The sequence below is a fragment of the Streptomyces sp. iso_384 genome, assembly GCF_056172905.1.
In genome coordinates, this window is record NZ_JBWBTT010000001.1 from 1,209,861 (window position 1) to 1,228,617 (window position 18,757).

The following is an 18,757-nucleotide window of genomic DNA, read 5'->3' on the forward strand; positions in this document are numbered from 1 at the left end:
GGTGCCGGGCGAGGAGCAGAAGGATGCAGATGTGAGCAGTCGCAAGGCGGTACGTGATGGACTCGTCGCGGTAGCGGTGGTCGGCGCGTTGGCTTTCGGAGCTGTCGGCTGCAGCACAGGGGACGAGGTCCGGAAGGGTGACGACAAGTCCGTGGCGGGGACACGGCTCTGCGGTGGCACTGCTGTTTCCGCCGAGGCGGCCTCATCGTTGAGAACAATCACGGGGTCCTCCCGGTTCGAGGGGTCGGACGAAAAGTCCACCGTCGCGTATGCGGCGAAGTCGTTGAGCCGAGAGTTCACCTCGTCCTTCACCGCTGACGGGGACATCTGCCAGGTGTTCGCGATCGGCGCGGCCCTGAGCGATCGGCTGGAGGTGACCTGGGAGCTGACCGACGGCCGGCCGGTGCGTGACCTTGCTTCGAAGTTCACGGTGCTCCGGATGGGGGAGCGCGCCCTGACCGCCGTGGACGCCGGCTCGGTCCAATTCGCCTGCCGCAGCCAGAAGTTGCCGGGCTCCCAACCGGCTCACATCGACATCGGTGTGGAGCGCTGGTCGCCCGAGGACCCCGAGGGTGATCCGGAGAAGCTGAGGGACGCCTACGCGACCGTCGCCCATTCCTTCGCCCTCGCCATGGCGAAGGAACTGCGTTGCGAGAACGACGGAGGGCTGGAGCCTCGGCCGGTACTCGATCCCGCGTGACGCGCGGCGCGGTGGTGGGGGCGGTGGCCAGTACCGTAGCCGTTGACCAGGGGGAGGTGCCGGTGTGATTTCCGAGCCGGAGTTGGTGGGGGAGGACGGGCCGGGCTCGTCCCAGGACGTGGTGAGCGGTTTCGACCGGAAGCCTGCGGCCGGGCGGCGGCGGGGGCAGGGGCAGGGGTTGCTCTGGGGTGCGGCCGGTGCGTTGGTGGCTTCCGTGGTGGGGGCGGCGGCGGTGTTCGTGTACGGGTTCGGCGACGGGAAGCCGGATGTGCGGGAGTATCGGCTGGGGGAGAAGCCCTGCGCTGCGATGAAGCTCAAGGCGCTCTCCGGATCCGTCGGGAAGGCGGAGCACAAGCCGACCGAACAGCCCGGGCGGATCGAGCATCCCGCCGTCGACCGGGTCGACTGCGCGGTCTCGCTCGCTCCCTTCACGGGTTCCGGGGAGAAGCAGGCGGTGGACGGGTGGTCCGTCCAGATCGCCGTGACGATGAGGGTCGAACTGCACAAGGAGACCGACCCGGGGCCTGAATTCGAAGCCCTGAACACGAAGGTGGACCTTTTCGGGAACGAAGTCGCCAAGGTGGAGGGAATCGTCGGTCTCGGGGACAGCGCCTATCTGGTGACGCTGGACGACGATTCCTCGCAGGTGTCCGTGCGGGACGGTGGTGCCGTCATCACGATCGGCATGTCCGTATCGACGGTGTACGACGGCGAGGATCTGCCTGAGGGCGAGGTCGAGGTTCCGGAGCTGGCACCGTACCAAGGCGACTTGATCAGCGATGCGCACGATGTGCTGGACGCGCTCAAGGCGTGAGCCCGTGATCGGCCCGCCCGTGCGAGGAGTACGCGGAAGTGGCCGCCCCGATACACAAGGGGCGGCCACTTCCGCGTGGTGGAGACCGTGACCGGATTCGAACCGGTGTAACTCGAGTTGCAGTCGAGCCCCTGAGCCTCTCGGGTACACGGTCGGGTGTGGTGCGGTGGTGCAGTGCCGCGGTGGTGTGTTCTCTTTGCTCTGTCCACGACGCTACGGGCACCCGTCCGTCGCCTCAAGGAATCCGGCCCGCCCGCAACGCGACTGCCATACGCCGTTCATACCCGGGGCCCGAGGCCTACGACCAAGGGCCGAGCCCGGGACCGTACATCGACAGGGTTCAAACCGGCCCATGCCCCTTACTCTGAGGCCATGACCGCCCTCGAACCGCGCGACGGCACCGATGCCGCCCGCCTCACGCCGCCCGCGACCGACGATCACAACCCGGACCCGTTGTCCGACGTGCCCCTCGCGGCCGTCGAAGGGGTCCTCGGGCGCACCTACCGGGCGCTGAGCATCGGCATCGTCTCCGTGGTGTTCCTCATCGCGTTCGAGGCCACGGCGGTCGGCACGGCCATGCCGGTGGCCGCCCGCGAGCTGAACGGCATCCCGCTGTACGCGTTCGCCTTCTCCGCGTACTTCACCACCAGCCTCTTCGCCATGGTCCTCTCCGGGCAGTGGGCCGACCGGCGCGGGCCGCTCCAGCCGCTCGCCACCGGGATCACCGCGTTCGGCGCCGGCCTGCTGCTCTCCGGGGCGGCCTCCAGCATGTGGATCTTCATCGCCGGACGGGCGGTCCAGGGCCTCGGCGGCGGGCTGGTGATCGTCGCCCTGTACGTCGTCATCGGGCGGGCCTACCCCGAGCGCATCCGGCCCGCGATTCTGGCCGCCTTCGCCGCGAGCTGGGTGATTCCCTCCGTCGTCGGGCCGCTCGCCTCCGGGACGGTGACCGAGCACCTCGGCTGGCGCTGGGTCTTCGTCGGCATTCCTGTTCTTATCGTGATTCCGCTTGCCCTGGCCCTCCCGGCGATCCGGCGGACCGCCTCCGGGCCCGCGGATCCGGCCGCCGCCACCGAGCCGTACGACCGCCGCCGGATCCGGCTGGCCCTCGGGATCTCGGCCGGGGCGGGGCTGCTCCAGTACGCGGGGCAGGAGCTGAACTGGCTCGCCCTCCTGCCGGCCGCCCTCGGCACCGCCCTGCTGGTGCCCGCCGTCCGCGGACTGCTGCCCGCCGGGACCGTACGGGCGGGGCGCGGGCTGCCCTCGGTGGTTCTGCTGCGCGGGGTCGCCGCCGGGTCGTTCATCGCCGCCGAGTCCTTCGTACCGCTGATGCTGGTCACCCAGCGCGGGCTGTCCCCGACGATGGCCGGGCTCTCGCTGGCCGTGGGCGGGGCGACCTGGGCGCTCGGTTCGTTCGTGCAGTCCCGGCCGCGCATGGAAGCGCACCGGGAGCGGCTGATGGTGACCGGCATGGCGCTCGTCGCCGCCTCCATCGCCGTCGCGCCCTCCGTGCTGATCGAGGGCGTTCCGGTCTGGACCGTCGCCGTCGCCTGGGCCTTCGGCTGCTTCGGGATGGGCATGGTGATCGCCTCCACCAGCGTGCTGCTGCTGAAGCTGTCCGCCCCCGAGGAGGCGGGATCCAACTCCGCCGCCCTCCAGATCTCCGACGGCCTCTCCAACGTGCTGCTGCTGGCCACCGGCGGTGCGGCCTTCGCCGCGCTCGGCGGCGGTGCGGTGGGCGCGGCCGCGCACGGCGCGGTGCAGGCGGGGTCCGCGGGCTCGCACCCTGGCGCGTTCGCGGCGGTGTTCCTGCCGATGGCGGGGGTGGCGCTGGTGGGGGTGTGGGTGGCGACGAGGGTCGTCGTCGGGACACGGGAGAAGTGATTTCCCCCGGCTTGCCGGACCTGGCCGTCGACGTGATGTGAGCACCGTCTCGTCGGACCTCGGCGCGGCTCGTTCGTACCGGGTTTCCACCGGGCCCCCGGTAAGGTGGCCCGGTTGTCGTATCGCGGGCCGGGACGTACGGGCCCGGTCCGGTGCCGGCAGCGACCCACGTACCCGAGAGCCCCGAACCGGAGACCGTGACTACTACCACCGCCTCCCACCACCTCTCACCCGCCTTTCCCGGCCGTGCCCCCTGGGGCACCGCCGGCAAGCTGCGAGCCTGGCAGCAGGGCGCCATGGAGAGGTACGTCCAGGAGCAGCCGCGCGACTTCCTCGCCGTCGCGACGCCCGGCGCCGGCAAGACCACGTTCGCGCTGACGCTCGCGTCGTGGCTGCTGCACCACCATGTCGTCCAGCAGATCACCGTCGTCGCCCCGACCGAGCACCTCAAGAAGCAGTGGGCGGAGGCGGCCGCCCGGATAGGGATCAAGCTCGACCCCGACTACAGCGCCGGTCCGCTCAGCAAGGAGTACCACGGGGTCGCCGTCACCTACGCGGGTGTCGGCGTCCGCCCGATGCTGCACCGCAACCGTTGCGAGCAGCGCAAGACGCTCGTGATCCTCGACGAGATCCACCACGCCGGTGACTCGAAGTCCTGGGGCGAGGCCTGCCAGGAGGCGTTCGACCCGGCGACCCGGCGGCTTGCGCTGACCGGTACGCCGTTCCGGTCGGACACCAACCCGATCCCGTTCGTCGCCTACGAGGAGGGCAATGACGGCATCCGCCGCTCCTCCGCCGACTACACCTACGGCTACGGCAACGCGCTCGCCGACGGCGTCGTCCGCCCGGTCATCTTCCTCAGTTACAGCGGCAACATGCGCTGGCGCACCAAGGCGGGCGACGAGATCGCCGCCCGGCTCGGCGAGCCGATGACCAAGGACGCCATCGGGCAGGCCTGGCGCACCGCGCTGGCGCCCACCGGCGAGTGGATCCCCAACGTGCTCTCCGCCGCCGACAAGCGGCTCACCGAGGTCCGCAAGGGCATCCCCGACGCGGGCGGGCTCGTCATCGCGACCGACCAGGACTCGGCACGCGCGTACGCCAAGATCCTCAAGAAGGTCACCGGCGAGACGCCGACCGTCGTCCTCTCCGACGAGAAGGCCGCCTCCAAGAAGATCGACAAGTTCAGCGCGGACGAGTCGCGCTGGATGGTCGCCGTGCGCATGGTGTCGGAGGGTGTCGATGTGCCGCGGCTCGCCGTCGGCGTGTACGCGACCACCATCTCCACGCCTCTCTTCTTCGCCCAGGCCGTCGGCCGCTTCGTGCGCTCCCGCAGGCGCGGCGAGACCGCGTCCGTCTTCGTACCGACGATCCCGATGCTCCTCGACTTCGCCAACGAGATGGAGGTCGAGCGCGACCACGTGCTCGACAAGCCGAAGAAGGGCAGTGACGAGGAGAACCCGTTCTCGGAGGAGGACAAGCTCCTCGCCGACGCGGAGAAGCTGGAGGACGAGGAGACCGAGGAGCAGCTGCCCTTCGAGGCGCTGGAGTCCGACGCCGTATTCGACCGGGTGCTGTACGACGGCGCCGAGTTCGGCATGCAGGCCCACCCCGGTTCCGAGGAGGAGCAGGACTACCTCGGCATCCCGGGGCTCCTGGAGCCGGACCAGGTCCAGCTGCTCCTCCAGAAGCGGCAGAGCCGGCAGATCGCGCACAGCCGCCAGAAGCCGGCCGAGGAGGCCGACCTCCTGGAGAAGCCCGCCGAGGCGCGGCCCGTCGTCACCCACAAGCAGTTGCTCAGCCTGCGCAAGCAGCTCAACACGATGGTCTCCGCCTACACCCACCAGAGCGGCAAGCCGCACGGTGTCATCCACACCGAACTGCGCCGGGTCTGCGGCGGCCCGCCGAGCGCCGAGGCGACGGCCCACCAGATCCAGACGCGCATCGCGAAGGTCCAGGAGTGGGCCACCCGGATGACGTGATCCCGGTGGCGTTCCGGTTCTTGTCGGCCCGTGCGGAGGTTCCCTCCTCCGTACGGGCCGACGGCTTTTCCGGGCGGTCTCCCGGGCGGACGTCCGGGCGGCGCCGCGACGTTTCCGGTCGGCGGCGCCGGGAAATTTCTCCGGTGGCCGTTCACACACTGTTAACGATGGTTCACATCCGTGGACGCGGTGCCCCGACCGTGTCGTGACACGTGAACGCGCGTAGATGTTCGCTTACCGGACGTCGTCCCGCTGACCGGCCCTTATGCGCGGGCCGTACCGGGGCTCCGCGTCCGGAGACCGGATTCTGGACGAGGACTTCCGCTGAGCGGACCGGCTCGCTACTGTCCCCGCCATATGAACGCCCCGTGGCAACGCCGCCGCGGAGCGCAGCCGGTGCCTTGCCAGGCCGGCGGCCTCTCCGTGCGTCGCCGCTGGGACCGGCGTCGCAACCGCCGGAGCAGGACCGTCGTCGCTCACCCCGAAGAGGAGAGGGCGTCGTGACAGCGGAGACTTCCCAGACGCTCGACCGAGGACTGCGCGTCCTCAAACTGCTCGCCGACACCGATCACGGACTGACCGTCACCGAGTTGTCCAACAAACTCGGTGTCAACCGGACCGTCGTCTACCGACTGCTCGCCACCCTGGAGCAGCACGCCCTGGTCCGCCGCGACCTGGGCGGCCGCGCCCGGGTCGGCCTGGGTGTGCTGCGGCTCGGCCGACAGGTGCACCCGCTCGTCCGGGAAGCCGCGCTGCCCGCGCTGCGCTCCCTGGCCGAGGACATAGGGGCCACCGCCCACCTCACCCTCGTCGACGGCAGCGACGCCCTCGCGGTCGCCGTCGTCGAGCCCACCTGGACCGACTACCACGTCGCCTACCGGGCCGGCTTCCGCCATCCGCTGGACCGGGGCGCGGCGGGCCGGGCCATCCTGTCCGCCCGTCAGACCACGGAGAACGGCCACCCCGGCTACACCCTCACCCACGGCGAACTCGAAGCCGGCGCCAGCGGGGCGGCCGCGCCGCTGGTCGGGGTCTCGGGCGTGGAGGGCAGCGTCGGCGTCGTCATGCTCGCCGACGCCGTACCGGAACGGGTCGGGCCCCGTGTGCTCGACGCCGCCCGGGAAGTGGCCGACGCGCTGCGGTAGGCGTGGACCGGCCGGGGAGCGGCCGGGCCGCGTGTACGTACCGGACGAGGGTCGCGTGTACGTACCGGACAAGGAGTGCCCGGGCGCGGGCACTCCCTCGCGGAGGCTGCGGAGGCTGCGGAGGCCCTGGGGGCGGTGAGGGCGGCTGGAGGCGGGCGTACGCCTGGCGCGTTCCCCGTCGGGTGCGCCGGTTAGATTGGGTGCGTGCTCACTCGTCTCACGCGCCCCCGCGCCCTCGTCCTCTGCGCGCTGCCCGTCCTCGCCCTGTTCGGTACGGTCGCCCTCGCGCCGCTGCCGTTCACCCTGGCGCGGCCCGGCGTGACCGCGGACGTGCTCGGCAAGGACGACGGGCGGCCGGTGATCACGATCACCGGCGCCGAGACCCGGGCCACCGACGGGCAGCTGCGGATGACGACGATCCTCGCCACCGGGCCCAAGGCGGACGTCCGTATCGGCGAGGTGATCGACGGCTGGTTCCGCACCGACCGGGCGGTCATGCCGCGCGACTCCGTCTACCCCACCGGCGGCTCCGAGAAGGAGATCGAGAAGCACAACCTCGACGACATGAAGGAGTCGCAGAACGTCGCCGTCGACGCCGCCCTCGACTACCTGGACCGCGAACCCGGTTCGATGCGGGTCGAGGTCGACCTCGGCGACATCGGCGGCCCGAGCGCCGGGCTCTTCCTCTCCCTCGGCATCATCGACAAGCTCGACGGCAACGGCTCCGGCGGCGGTCTCACCGGCGGCCGCACCATCGCCGGTACGGGAACGATCAGCGCGGACGGCAAGGTCGGCGCGGTCGGCGGGGTGTCGATGAAGACACAGGCCGCCCACCGCGACGGGGCGACCGTCTTCCTCGTCCCGAAGGCCGAGTGCCGTCAGGCGGAGACCGAGCGGCCGGACGGGCTGCGGATCGTGCCCGTCTCCACGCTGAAGGACGCGGTCGGCTCGCTCAAGGCCCTGGAGACGGGCGGGAAGGTGCCGAGCTGCTGACCTGCGGCGGTACGGACAGATCCCTGGTCTTCCCGGTCTTCCCGGTCTCCTCGGTTTCCTCGGTCTTCTCGGACTCCTTGGCCTCCTCCGCCTCCGGCGTGTCTTGTACGGGCCCGGCCTCCGCCTCCGGCACGTCGTCCAGCGTTCGCCAGGACGGGAACACCAGCGGGCTCAGCGTGGCCAGGAAGTAGATCCCGCCCATCACCAGCAGCGCCCCCGTCGCCCCCGCGCCCTCCACCAGCAGCCCGGCCGCGAGCCCGCCCAGCGGCATCGCGAACTCGCAGCCCGCCGTCAGCGCACCCGAGACCCGGCTCCGCAGCCGGTCCGGTACGCGCTCGTAGACCACCGTCGTCAGGATCGGGTTCAGCACGCCGCCCGCGATCCCGCCGAGCAGCATGGTCACCGCGAGCGGCAGCGTCGTCCCGGTCACCGCGGCGACCAGGAAGCGCGGCGCACCGCACAGGATCACGCACGCCGTGAACACCGCCCGGCGCGGGAAACGGTGCCCCACCGCCCCGTACAGCAGGGCTCCTGTCAGCCCGCCCGCCCCGAACAGCGCGGTGAGCAGCCCGATGTCCCGCGCGCCGCCCAGCTCGGCCTCGGCGTGCACGGGCAGCAGTACGGCGTACCAGCCCTGATCGAGGCCGTTCATGAACATCACCATGACCACGACCGACAGCAGCAGCCGGTTGCTCAGCAAGTGGGCGTAACCCTCGCGGAGTTCGGTGCCGTAGGCGCGTACGGAGACCGGGGCCCGTGCCTTCCGCGGCTCGGCCGCGCGGATGCCCCGTACCCCTGCGGCGACCAGCAGGGCGGACAGCCCGAACGTCGCCGCGTCCAGCAGCAGGACCGATTCCGCGCCGGCGAAGGCGATGAGGACCCCGGCGAGCGCCGCACCGACCATCCGGGCGCCGCGCGAGACCGCGTCGAAGAGGCTGGCGGCCCGGGCGAGCGTGGTGCCCGCGTGCTCGGCCAGGTCCGGGATCAGGACGTAGCGCGCGGTGTTGCCCGGGGTGTGGGCGAAGCCGTTCAGCGCCATCAACGCGCACAGCATCCAGAAGTCGAGGACGCCGGCGTAGTGCAGCAGCGGGATCGCGGCGATGGCCAGGGCGCACACGGCGTCGGAGGCGATGGCTACCCGGCGGCGGCCGATCCGGTCGATGACCGGTCCGCCGATCAGTGCGGCGACGACGATCGGCAGGGTCGCGCAGAAGGCGACGACGCCTGCCCGGCCCGCACTGCCCGTGGTCTCCAGGACGAACCAGGGGACGCCGATCAGGGTCAGCGAAGTGCCTGCGGTGGAGATGGAGTTGGCGGCGAGCGTGGCGGCGAGCGGGGTGCGGTGCCCCATGGTTCTGTCCCCCCGGAGTCGATGGTTACGCCGGATGGAAGGCGGCGCTGCCAGGCGCGTTCACGGTCGTGGTCGCTTCGCGGCTCTGGGTCGTCAGTCGCAGACCCACCTCGACCAGGGTCCAGCCGACCCGGGTGCGCAGACTGGTGCGGGGGAGGCGGAACCCGGCTGCTCTGGAGCGGAGTTCGGCGGATTCTGCGGTGTGCAGGAGGTGGTGGACGTCGGCATGCATAACGGGCTTCCCTTCGGGTGGCGGGGAGTTCGGGGAGTGCGGGGAGCTGCGGTGCGCGGCGAGGTCATTCGGAGGGGCGCGGGAACGTGTGCAGATGGGTGCGGACCACGGCCGAGCCCTCGGTGTCCTCGGGGACGACGTCGCGGTAGCTCTCCACCAGTTCGTGGATCTTCGTGGACAGCTCCAGCGCGAGTTCCGGGGTGAGGCGGATCTTGAAGTCGCTCAGGTCCCAGCTCCGCTGCCACTCCTCCGACCAGTCGCCCACCGTGCCCAGCCAGGTGTTCAGCTCCTGGGCGTGGGCGGTGGCCGTCTCGTGCAGGACGAAGTCGATGGCCCCGCGCACCTCCGGGTCGGCGTGCGCCTTGAAGTCCGCGGCGTTGAACATCGAGCCGTCGTGCACCGACCGCCACCAGCGCTCGCGGCCCTTGCCCAGCTCCGGGGCGTCCTCGACCATGCCGCTCTCCGCCAGCTGGCGCAGGTGGTAGCTGGTCGCTCCGCTGGACTCGCCCAGCCGCTCGCCGAGCTTGGAGGCGGTGGCCGGGCCGAACTCCCGCAGTGTGTTCAGTAGTCGGAGCCGTAGGGGGTGCGCCACCGCGCGCAGGGTGCGGGCGTCGACGTTGTGGATCCTCCGGTCGGTGCCGCCGTGGCGGTAGGGGCGAGGGGCGTTCTCGTTCTCGTTCTCGTTCTCGTTCTCGTTCTCGTTCTCGTTCTCCGTCATGCTTTGACGGTAGAGATGCAAAGAGACCTTTGCAAGGTTTTTTTGCAACGATATCTTTGCAACGATCCTCTGTAACTCAGCCCTCCTCGATGAAGCCCTCCGCCACCAGCCAGTCCTTCGCCACCTCGTGCGGGTCCTCGCCGTCCACGTCCACCTTGGCGTTCAGCGTCTGCGCGACCTCGGTCGTCAGCTTCTTCGCGAGCGGGTCCAGCAGCTCCGCGATCACCGGGTACTTCTCGAAGGTGGCCTCGTGGACGACGGGGGAGGCGTTGTAGTTGGGGAAGAAGTTCTTGTCGTCCTCCAGGACGTCCAGGTTCATCGCCTTGATGCGTCCGTCGGTGGTGAACACCTCGCCCAGCAGGCAGGAGCTGGACTCGGAGACCTGGGTGTAGATGATTCCGGCGTCCATCTTCCGGATGTTGCCCGCCGGGATCTTCATCCCGTACTTCTTCTCCATCCCGGGCAGTCCGTCGTCGCGCGAGGCGAACTCGTTCTCCACGCAGATCGTCACCGCGCCCGGGTCCTTCCTCGCGAGGGCCGCCACGTCCGAGAGGGTCTTCAGCCGGTACTCGGCGTTGTTCTTCTTGCTGATGGCCAGCGCGTACGTGTTGTCGAGCGGGGCCGGCGGCAGCCAGACCACCCCGTTGCCCCGGTCCTCGTCCCGCACCGCCTCGTACTGCTTCCGCGGGTCGACGATCGGGTCCGCGTGGCCCAGGAAGGTGATCCAGCCGGTGCCGGTGTAGTCCCACTGCGCGTCGGCGTCGCCGTTGATGATGGCCTCGCGGGCGCTGATCGAACCCGGCAGGTTCGTCCGGTCCAGGACCTCCGCCCCGGCCGCCTTGAACACCAGGCCGGTCATCTGGCCCAGGATGATGTTCTCGCTGAAGTTCTTCGAGGTCACCGTCAGCGTGGCGCCCTTGAGCGGCTCGCCCTGCCCGACCGACCCCGGCGACACGTCGTCCACCATCGGTGAACCGCTCTTCAGCCCGCAGCCGCCCACCAGCAGCACCAAGGACGCGGCCGCCAGGACCCGGATTCCGCACGTCGTGGTCCTCACCGCTCCTCCAGCCCGCGCGGCGTCAGCGCCAGTTCGGCCAGCGAGGCCAGCCAGTCCACCAGCAGCGCCAGCACCACCGTCAGCACCGAGCCGATGATCAGCACCGGCATCCGCTGCGTCTGGATCCCCGAGGTGATCAGGTCGCCGAGACCGCCGCCCCCGCCGAACGTCGCCAGCGTCGCCGTACCGACGTTCAGGACCAGGGCCGTCCGGACCCCCGCCAGGATCAGCGGCACCGCGAGCGGCAGCTCCACCTTCAGCAGGACGCCCCGCCCGGACATCCCCATGCCGCGCGCCGCCTCGATCATGTTCGGCTCGATCGCGCGCAGGCCCGCCACCGTGTTGGAGAGCACCGGCAGCACCGCGTAGATCACGATGCCGATGATCGCGGTCCGCGGGCCGATGCCCAGCCAGATCACCAGCAGCGCCAGCAGGCCGATCGCCGGGGTCGCCTGCCCGATGTTGGCCAGCGCCGTGAACGCCGGGGCCGCCTTGCGCAGCCGCCGCCGGGTCAGCGCGATACCGAGCGGGATCGCGATGATCAGCACCCAGAACGTGGAGATCGCCGTCAGCCGTACGTGCTGCCACCAGCGCAGCTGTACGTTGCCGCCGGTCAGCGAGTTCTCCGCGATCGAGTCCAGGTGGATGTTGGTGATCCACACGTACGTGATGACCAGGACGACCACCAGCACCGCCGGCAGGAGCACCAGCTTCCGCCAGGTGATCCGGCGGGCCGGTGCGGCCGGGGCGGGGGAGGGGTCGCTCTCCTCGTCGTGGAACGCGTGGCCCTTGACGTCGTGCTCGCCCGGCGGCCGGGTGGGAGTGGCCGGGCCCTTGCCGGAGCCCGACTGATGGCTGGGGCTCATACTCCGCCGCCACCCCCCTCCAGCTCCTGCTCCGTCTGGTGGACGCGCTGCTCCTCCAGCTCGTGCTGGTGCTCCATCGCGGTCAGCCGGTCGGTCTCCAGCAGCTCCTGCACGTTGTCCATCAGCGTCTTCATGTCGACGACCCCGATGAACTCGCCGCGCCGCCCGGTCACCGCGACCCGGCCCCCGCTGTCGGTGAGCACCGCCTCCAGCGCGTCGTGCAGCGTGGCGTCCCGGGTCACCGTGTCGTGCACCAGCTGCCCGGCCCGCGCCAGCGAACCGCGCGCCCGCATCAGGTCGCCGCGCCGCAGCCACTTGTACGGGCGGTTCCTGCGGTCCAGCATCAGCAGCTCGTTGTGCGGGCCGTTGCGCAGCTTGTTGAAGATCGTCTGGAGCGGGTCCTCGACCGTGACCGTCGGGAAGTCCGCGATGCCCACATCCCGTACGCGGGTGAGGTTGAGGCGCTTGAGGGCCGCGCCCGCGCCGACGAAACCGGAGACGAAGTCGTCCGTCGGGTTGGTGAGGATCGCCTCCGGGGTGTCGAACTGCGCGATGTGCGAGCGCTCCCGCAGCACCGCGATCCGGTCGCCCAGCTTGATCGCCTCGTCGAAGTCATGGGTGACGAACACGATCGTCTTGTGCAGCTCGTGCTGGAGCCGGATCAGCTCGTCCTGGAGGTGGTCCCGGGTGATCGGGTCGACCGCCCCGAACGGCTCGTCCATCAGCAGGACGGGAGGGTCGGCGGCCAGCGCCCGTGCCACGCCCACCCGCTGCTGCTGCCCGCCGGAGAGCTGGCGCGGATAGCGGCCGTGGAACTCGCGCGGGTCCAGGCCCACCAGGTCGAGCATCTCCTCCACCCGGTCCTTCACCCGGGACTTGGACCAGCCGACCATCTTCGGGACCAGCGCGATGTTGTCCGCGACCGTCATGTGCGGGAAGAGGCCGGAGGACTGGATCGCGTAACCGATCTTGCGGCGCAGCTTCACCGGGTCGATGTCGGTGACGTCCTCGTCGCCGATCCGGATCCGGCCCGAGGTCGGCTCGATCAGCCGGTTGATCATCTTCAGCGTGGTGGACTTCCCGCAGCCGGACGGGCCGACGAAGATGACCGTCTCGCCGGCCTTGATCTCCATGGAGACGTTGTCGACGGCCGGGTTCGGGTTGCCCGGGTACTTCTTGGTGAGGTTCTCAAGCTGGATGGTGGCCCCGGAGGCGGCCTCGGCCCCTTCCTCCACGGCGACGACGCCGGTCTCGGTCTCAGGCACGGATCCCCCTCGGGATGGTCAGCCGTCCCAGCAGGACGTACGCGGCGTCGAAGAGCAGGGCGAGGACCACGATGCCGAGCGTGCCTGCGAGGACCTGGTTGATCGCGTTGGCGCTGCCCAGCGAGGCGATGCCGCGGAAGATCTCGTTGCCGAGGCCGGGCCCGGAGGCGTACGCGGCGATCGCCGCGATGCCCATCAGCATCTGGGTGGAGACCCGGATCCCGGTGAGGATCGGCGGCCAGGCGAGCGGCAGCTCCACCCGGCACAGCCGCGCCAGCCGCGACATCCCGATGCCCGTCGCCGCGTCGACCAGCGAAGGATCGACACCCCGCAGCCCGACGATGGAGTTCCGGACGATCGGCAGCAGCCCGTACAGGGTCAGGGTGATCACGGTCGGGGCGACGCCCAGGCCGACCAGCGGGATCAGCAGACCGATCGCGGCGAGGGACGGAATGGTCAGGATCGTCGCCGTGGAGGTGATGGCCAGCGAGCCGCCCCAGCCGCTGCGATAGCTCACCACCCCGATGACCACGCCGAGCACGGTGGCGATGACCATGCACTGGAAGACCGCGCTGACATGCTGGAACGCGTCCGTGAGGAGCTGCTGGTGGCGGGTGTTCAGGTACTCCCAGAAGCTCACACGGCGCTCCTTCGGATCGATGACCTCCCCGAGCCCTGCCGCCCGGTCGGTCCCTACGCTCGGTCGGTGTCCTCGGCCGCCTGTTCCACCAGCGGGATGATCCGCAGCGGAACCGGGTTCTCCATGACGATCGCCGTGGAGGCCCGGACAATGCCATCAAATCCGACAACCCGGTCGATCACCCGCTGAAGATCGGCGTTGGAACGGGCGACGAGCCGGCAGAACATGTCGCCGTGCCCGGTGGTGGTGTGCAGCTCCAGCACTTCCGGTACGCCGCCCAAATGGGCCCGTACGTCGGCCCCTTGGCCCTGCTTGATCTCCAGGGTGGCGAACGCGGTGACCGGATAGCCGAGCGCCGCCGGGTCCACGTCGGGGCCGAACCCCCGGATGACGCCATTCGACTGAAGGCGGTCCAGCCGCGCCTGCACGGTCCCGCGCGCCACGCCGAGCCGCCGGGATGCTTCGAGGACGCCTATGCGCGGCTCACGCGCGAGCAGCACGATGAGCCGGCCGTCCAGATGGTCGATCGCCACGGTCCTGCCTCCGGTGGTCAGCCTGTACAGATAGTCCGGCCATCATGGCGTTCGGCTGGTCATATTGACCAGTGAATGCGCGAACTATTGCGCACCTTGCGATGTGGGGAGAGCCTTCGAACATGACTGAGACTCTGCACACCAGCCCCGAAACCGCAGCGCAGGCCGACCGCTTCCCGGTCAAGGGAATGGACGCGGTCGTCTTCGCCGTGGGCAACGCCAAGCAGGCCGCGCACTACTACTCGACCGCCTTCGGCATGAAACTCGTGGCCTACTCCGGACCGGAGAACGGCAGCCGCGAGACGGCGAGTTACGTCCTCACCAACGGCTCGGCCCGCTTCGTCTTCACCTCCGTGATCAAGGCGTCCACCGAGTGGGGCGCCTTCCTCTCCGACCATGTGGCCGCGCACGGTGACGGCGTCGTCGACCTCGCGATCGAGGTCCCGGACGCCCGGGCCGCGTACGCGTACGCCGTCGAGCACGGCGCGCGCGGCATCACCGAGCCGCACGAGGTCAAGGACGAGCACGGCACCGTCGTCCTCGCCGCCATCGCCACGTACGGCAAGACCCGCCACACGCTGGTCGAGCGCTCCGGCTACGAGGGCCCCTACCTCCCCGGCTTCGCCGCGGCGAACCCGATCGTCGAGCCGCCCGCCAAGCGCACCTTCCAGGCGATCGACCACTGCGTCGGCAACGTCGAGCTCGGCCGGATGAACGAGTGGGTCGGCTTCTACAACCAGGTCATGGGCTTCACCAACATGAAGGAGTTCGTGGGCGACGACATCGCCACCGAGTACTCCGCCCTGATGTCGAAGGTCGTCGCCGACGGCACGCTCAAGGTCAAGTTCCCGATCAACGAGCCGGCCGTCGCGAAGAAGAAGTCGCAGATCGACGAGTACCTGGAGTTCTACGGCGGCGCCGGCGTCCAGCACATCGCGCTCGCCACCAACGACATCGTCTCCACGGTCCGCTCGATGCGCGCCGCCGGTGTGCAGTTCCTGGACACCCCCGACTCGTACTACGACACCCTCGGCGAGTGGGCCGGCGAGACCCGGGTGCCGGTCGAGACCCTGCGCGAGCTGAAGATCCTCGTCGACCGCGACGAGGACGGCTATCTGCTGCAGATCTTCACCAAGCCGGTCCAGGACCGGCCGACCGTCTTCTTCGAGATGATCGAGCGCCACGGCTCCATGGGCTTCGGCAAGGGCAACTTCAAGGCCCTGTTCGAGGCGATCGAGCGCGAGCAGGAGAAGCGCGGCAACCTCTGATCCGCTCGCGGACGGTGGAGAACGCCGCCGTGGTCCGAGGCAGTACCTCGGACCACGGCGGCGTTCGCCGTTCACGGCCTCCGCTTTACGTCCTGCGCTTCACGTCCTCCGGTTCACGGGCTCTTCGCCGCGGCGGGCGAGGGGGAGGGCGACGGGGACTCCGAGGGGGCGGTTGCCGTCTTCGAGGCAGCCGGGGCCGGGGCCTTGGGCTTCTTCTCCTGCTCCTGCTTCGGCTCCGGCTTCGGCTCCGGCTTCGGCTCGGGGGCCGGCGGCGGGGGCGGAGGCGGCTGCATGTCGCCCGGCCCGCCCGGCGGCGGCTCGCCCAGCGCGTCCAGCGCCTTGTGGGCCAGCGGCGCGGCGAGCGGCGAGAAGGCCGGGTTGGTGCGCACGGCCTGCTCCAGATTGCGGCGCGCCGGACCGTGGTCCGCCAGCTCCCGCTGGATCACGCCCAGGTGGTACGCGTACGAGGCGTTCCGCACGCCCGTGTCCGCGGCCCGCTGCGCGTACTCCAGGCCCTCCTCGGACTCTCCCGCCCGGTGCAGCGCCCAGCCCAGCGCGTCCGCCACCGCCGCACTGCGGTGCTGCTTCGCCCACTGGCCGCGCAACAGCTCCACCGCCGCGTCCGGGTCCCCGTGGTCGGCCTCGAAGCGGGCCAGCACCAGGGACTCGTCGACCCCGGCCTTCTTCGCCTCCGCCACCATCTCCCGGAGCTTCGTGTACTGGGTGCGGGCGTCACCGTCCAGCCCCAGCGACTCGTACAGCTCGCCCAGTTCCAGCGCGTACTCCGGGCGCGGAAACTGTTCCAGCGCGCTCTGGTACGCGGCCAGCGCCTCGTCGGTGCGGTCCAGCGCCACCAGGGCCCGGGCCCGGCCCGCCAGCGCGGGGAGGTGGCCGGCGTCCGTGCGCAGCGCCGCGTCGAACTGCGCCACCGCCTCCGCCGCCTCGCCCCGCTCCCAGGCCAGCTCGCCCAGCCGGTGCAGCGCCTCGGCCTTCTCGGCGGGCTGGGTCGCCCGGTCCGCCGCCTCCCGGGCGGTGGCCAGCGCGTCCTCGCGCCAGCCCTGGCCCCGGTACAGATCGGCGGTGCGGGCCAGCGCCGGAACGCCCTTGCGCAGTTCGCCGAACTTCTCCGTCGCCGCGGTGGCCGCCTTCCGGTCGCCGAGCCCGGTGTAGGCGTCGATGAGGACCGGGTACACGCTCCAGCTCTTCGGCTGCTGCTTCCGTACCGTCTCGCCCCACCGCTTCGCCGCGAGGAAGTCGTGCCGGGCGTTGGCCAGTGCCGCAAGACCCACCCACGCCTCCCCGTTGCCGCGCTCGCCCGGCTGCGCCGCCAGCGAGCGCTTCAGGGCCTGCTCCGCGCGGGCGTAGTACGCGGTGTCCGCCGAACGCCGCGCCCACTCCACGTACGCCGTGCCGAGCGTCGCCAGGGACGGGGCGTCCTTCGGGTGGGACTCCACCCACTTCTGCCGGTCGCCGATCAGTGCGGTGAGGTCCGAGAGCGAGGCGGGCGAGCCCGCGGTCGTCGCCGCCTCGGCCCGCTCGACCGGACCCGGCTCCTTCGGCCCGTCGCCCTCCCCGTCGTCCACCGCCACCAGCGCTCCGGCCAGCAGCACCCCGGCCGCCACCGCGCCGACCGCGGCCCGCCGCAACGTCGTCCGCAGGGTGGGAGGCGGCGGAGGTACGGCGGTGGCGCCTTCGGCGGGCATCGCGTAAGGATCCTGCCTGGCCATCGCGTCCTGCGGGTCCTGCGGGTCCTGCGCGTTCGTCGGGTCCTGCGGGGACTGCTCGGGCGGCCGGCGGGACTCGGGATCCTGCTGGGGCATGACATCCATGGCCATCACTGTGCGTCAGTCATACGAGCACACCGCGCCTTGGGATCGTTGCCGCCCACGGGTTCACACCTTTGGCCCCGGGTGTCACGCTTGGATCATGAGCGATCTCCTCGAACGGCTGCGCGCGGGACTGCCTCCCGAGGCGCTGATCACCGATCCGGACGTCACCGCGTCCTACGCCCACGACATGGCGAGCTTCTGCGAGGCCGGCACCCCGGCCGTCGTGGTGCTCCCGCGCACGGTCGAGCAGGTCCAGCACGTCATGCGCACCGCCACCGCGCTGCGCGTCCCGGTCGTCCCGCAGGGCGCCCGTACCGGCCTGTCCGGCGCGGCCAACGCCTCGGACGGCTGCATCGTGCTCTCCCTGGTGAAGATGGACCGGATCCTGGAGATCAGCCCGGTCGACCGGATCGCCGTCGTCGAACCGGGCGTCGTCAACGCGGTGCTCTCACGCGCTGTGAACGAACACGGTCTGTACTACCCGCCGGACCCCTCCAGCTGGGAGACGTGCACCATCGGCGGCAACATCGGCACCGCGTCCGGCGGTCTGTGCTGCGTGAAGTACGGGGTCACCGCCGAATACGTGCTGGGCCTGGAGGTCGTCCTCGCCGACGGGCGGCTCCTGACCACCGGCCGGCGCACCGCCAAGGGCGTCGCGGGATACGACCTGACCCGGCTCTTCGTCGGCTCCGAGGGCAGCCTCGGAATCGTCGTCAAGGCCGTCCTCGCGCTCAAACCGCAGCCGCCCCAGCAGCTCGTCCTCGCCGCCGAGTTCCCCTCCGCGACCGCCGCCTGTGACGCTGTGTGCCGGATCATGGAGCGCGGTCACACCCCGTCACTCCTCGAACTGATGGACCGTACGACCGTGCGTGCCGTCAACGCGATGGCCTCCATGGGCCTGCCCGAGACCACCGAGGCACTCCTCCTCTGCGCCTTCGACACCCCGGACCCGCTCGCCGATCTCGCCGCCGTCGGAGAGCTCTGCACCGCCGCCGGGGCCACCGAAGTGGTCCCCGCCGATAATCCGGCCGAGTCCGAACTCCTCCTCCAGGCCCGCCGGATGTCGCTCACCGCGCTGGAGACCGTCAAGTCCGCCACGATGATCGACGACGTCTGCGTACCGCGCTCGCAGCTCGGCGCGATGCTCGCGGGCACGGCCGCCATCGCCGAGGAGTACGACCTCACCATCGGCGTCTGCGCCCACGCGGGCGACGGCAACACCCACCCCGTCGTCTGCTTCGACCACCACGACCCCGACGAGTCCCGCCGGGCCCGCGAGTCCTTCGACGCCATCATGGCGCTCGGTCTCGAACTCGGCGGAACCATCACCGGCGAACACGGCGTCGGAGTCCTCAAGAAGGAGTGGCTCGCCCGTGAACTGGGCGAGACCGGCGTCGAACTGCAACGCGGAATCAAGGCCGCCTTCGATCCGCTCGGTCTCCTCAACCCCGGCAAGCTCTTCTGATCACCGCCTTTCGCG

At 70.7% G+C, this 18,757-nt stretch carries 17 protein-coding genes and 1 tRNA gene; 8 read left to right on the forward strand and 10 right to left on the reverse strand.

Going from position 1 to position 18,757, the window contains the following annotated elements; all coding sequences use genetic code 11:
- The first annotated feature begins 1 nt into the window (after position 1).
- Both AC0VY3_RS05385 and AC0VY3_RS05390 read left to right on the forward strand, forming a co-directional pair.
- Positions 2-700, forward strand: coding sequence for a hypothetical protein (locus AC0VY3_RS05385; protein WP_475549071.1), 699 nt, complete (start codon positions 2-4; stop codon positions 698-700).
- A gap of 64 nt (positions 701-764) precedes the next feature.
- A complete protein-coding gene (locus AC0VY3_RS05390) occupies positions 765-1,514 on the forward strand; it encodes a hypothetical protein (protein WP_475549072.1) in 750 nt (249 codons plus the stop codon).
- A gap of 79 nt (positions 1,515-1,593) precedes the next feature.
- On the opposite strand, the gene AC0VY3_RS05395 is transcribed toward AC0VY3_RS05390, so the two are convergent.
- Positions 1,594-1,668: transfer RNA gene (locus tag AC0VY3_RS05395), tRNA-Cys, on the reverse strand.
- 218 nt (positions 1,669-1,886) lie between these two features.
- Between AC0VY3_RS05395 and AC0VY3_RS05400 the strand changes: the two genes are divergently transcribed.
- The 4 genes from AC0VY3_RS05400 to AC0VY3_RS05415 all read left to right on the forward strand — a co-directional run bounded on the left by AC0VY3_RS05400 (position 1,887) and on the right by AC0VY3_RS05415 (position 7,518).
- On the forward strand, positions 1,887-3,398 hold the full coding sequence (locus AC0VY3_RS05400; RefSeq protein ID WP_475549073.1) for an MFS transporter: 1,512 nt from the start codon (positions 1,887-1,889) through the stop codon (positions 3,396-3,398).
- Between the two features lie 197 nt (positions 3,399-3,595).
- Positions 3,596-5,380 carry a DEAD/DEAH box helicase gene (locus AC0VY3_RS05405; protein WP_103511606.1) on the forward strand — a complete coding sequence of 595 codons (1,785 nt, stop codon included), beginning with the start codon at positions 3,596-3,598 and terminating at the stop codon, positions 5,378-5,380.
- A gap of 500 nt (positions 5,381-5,880) precedes the next feature.
- Positions 5,881-6,525 (forward strand): IclR family transcriptional regulator, encoded by a 645-nt coding sequence (locus tag AC0VY3_RS05410; protein ID WP_030087587.1) that lies wholly within the window; start codon positions 5,881-5,883, stop codon positions 6,523-6,525.
- A gap of 204 nt (positions 6,526-6,729) precedes the next feature.
- Positions 6,730-7,518, forward strand: a complete 789-nt coding sequence (locus AC0VY3_RS05415; protein WP_475549074.1) for a S16 family serine protease — start codon at positions 6,730-6,732, stop codon at positions 7,516-7,518.
- Here the strand turns inward: AC0VY3_RS05415 and AC0VY3_RS05420 are convergent.
- From AC0VY3_RS05420 to AC0VY3_RS05455, 8 genes are all read right to left on the reverse strand, one after another.
- Entirely contained in the window at positions 7,478-8,869 is a 1,392-nt protein-coding gene (locus AC0VY3_RS05420; RefSeq protein WP_475549075.1) for an MFS transporter, read from the reverse strand. The genes AC0VY3_RS05415 and AC0VY3_RS05420 overlap by 41 nt on opposite strands.
- Positions 8,870-8,894: 25 nt before the next feature.
- Positions 8,895-9,101: a hypothetical protein gene (locus AC0VY3_RS05425; protein ID WP_103511599.1), complete on the reverse strand. Its 207-nt coding sequence runs from the start codon at positions 9,099-9,101 to the stop codon at positions 8,895-8,897.
- Between the two features lie 64 nt (positions 9,102-9,165).
- Positions 9,166-9,819, reverse strand: coding sequence for a helix-turn-helix domain-containing protein (locus AC0VY3_RS05430; protein ID WP_475549076.1), 654 nt, complete (start codon positions 9,817-9,819; stop codon positions 9,166-9,168).
- A gap of 76 nt (positions 9,820-9,895) precedes the next feature.
- Positions 9,896-10,786 (reverse strand): glycine betaine ABC transporter substrate-binding protein, encoded by an 891-nt coding sequence (locus tag AC0VY3_RS05435; protein WP_258047348.1) that lies wholly within the window; start codon positions 10,784-10,786, stop codon positions 9,896-9,898.
- 86 nt (positions 10,787-10,872) lie between these two features.
- Positions 10,873-11,742, reverse strand: a complete 870-nt coding sequence (locus AC0VY3_RS05440) for an ABC transporter permease (protein WP_103511597.1) — start codon at positions 11,740-11,742, stop codon at positions 10,873-10,875.
- Positions 11,739-13,007 carry a betaine/proline/choline family ABC transporter ATP-binding protein gene (locus tag AC0VY3_RS05445; RefSeq protein WP_475549077.1) on the reverse strand — a complete coding sequence of 423 codons (1,269 nt, stop codon included), beginning with the start codon at positions 13,005-13,007 and terminating at the stop codon, positions 11,739-11,741. The genes AC0VY3_RS05440 and AC0VY3_RS05445 overlap by 4 nt, the downstream gene beginning before the upstream one ends.
- Entirely contained in the window at positions 13,000-13,647 is a 648-nt protein-coding gene (locus tag AC0VY3_RS05450; RefSeq protein ID WP_030087600.1) for an ABC transporter permease, read from the reverse strand. The genes AC0VY3_RS05445 and AC0VY3_RS05450 overlap by 8 nt, the downstream gene beginning before the upstream one ends.
- A 53-nt stretch (positions 13,648-13,700) precedes the next feature.
- Positions 13,701-14,180: an Lrp/AsnC family transcriptional regulator gene (locus AC0VY3_RS05455; RefSeq protein ID WP_103511595.1), complete on the reverse strand. Its 480-nt coding sequence runs from the start codon at positions 14,178-14,180 to the stop codon at positions 13,701-13,703.
- 122 nt (positions 14,181-14,302) lie between these two features.
- Between AC0VY3_RS05455 and hppD the strand changes: the two genes are divergently transcribed.
- Positions 14,303-15,448, forward strand: coding sequence for a 4-hydroxyphenylpyruvate dioxygenase (hppD, locus tag AC0VY3_RS05460; protein ID WP_103511594.1), 1,146 nt, complete (start codon positions 14,303-14,305; stop codon positions 15,446-15,448).
- A 113-nt stretch (positions 15,449-15,561) separates the two neighbouring features.
- Here hppD and AC0VY3_RS05465 read toward each other — a convergent pair whose 3' ends face one another.
- Positions 15,562-17,277 carry a tetratricopeptide repeat protein gene (locus AC0VY3_RS05465; protein WP_475549078.1) on the reverse strand — a complete coding sequence of 572 codons (1,716 nt, stop codon included), beginning with the start codon at positions 17,275-17,277 and terminating at the stop codon, positions 15,562-15,564.
- A gap of 97 nt (positions 17,278-17,374) precedes the next feature.
- Between AC0VY3_RS05465 and AC0VY3_RS05470 the strand changes: the two genes are divergently transcribed.
- On the forward strand, positions 17,375-18,742 hold the full coding sequence (locus AC0VY3_RS05470; RefSeq protein WP_103511593.1) for an FAD-binding oxidoreductase: 1,368 nt from the start codon (positions 17,375-17,377) through the stop codon (positions 18,740-18,742).
- Positions 18,743-18,757 lie beyond the last annotated feature (15 nt).